Genomic DNA, 456 nt, shown 5'->3' on the forward strand with positions numbered 1-456 from the left:
TCCTCGGACTCTGGAGCGTTAGTCGAGCGTGAACAATGAGATTGGTCAGGCTTCGATCTCGTTTGGCTGACTTTGGCGGGCTGCGATTAGATGCCACAAAAGCTGCCTGGACCAGTTGAGCAGGAGGGAGAAGTTGTAGCCGTCGGCGGCCAGGATGGCCTTGAGGGCGTCGCCGTGCTGGCCGGCGAGGTAGTTGCGGCCCATGCGATGCTCGGCCTTGATGTGGCCGATGACGGCTCGATGGCGGAGCGGCGCCCATCTGGCGCCTGATGGCTGGGGTGACGCCGCGTTTCTGGCCGCTGGTGAAGACCCTGACCTGTGGCTCTGCGGTGCGTTGTGGCCGCGACAGCCGGCGTCGGCGAGGACGCGGCCGATCTCGTTGCCGATGGTCTTTTCCATGTCGGGGACGACGCTTGCGAGCGTGTGGCCGTCATAGGATTGCCGGGCAGCGCTCTT

General features: G+C 64.5%; 1 pseudogene. It reads right to left on the reverse strand.

Features of this window, described 5'->3' with window-relative positions:
- Positions 1-45 precede the first annotated feature (45 nt).
- Positions 46-456 (reverse strand): annotated as a pseudogene (locus tag EOA29_RS39995) (IS5/IS1182 family transposase); the annotation flags it as partial.

The sequence above is a fragment of the Mesorhizobium sp. M1E.F.Ca.ET.063.01.1.1 genome, assembly GCF_003998155.1.
Classification (GTDB): Bacteria; Pseudomonadota; Alphaproteobacteria; order Rhizobiales; family Rhizobiaceae; genus Mesorhizobium.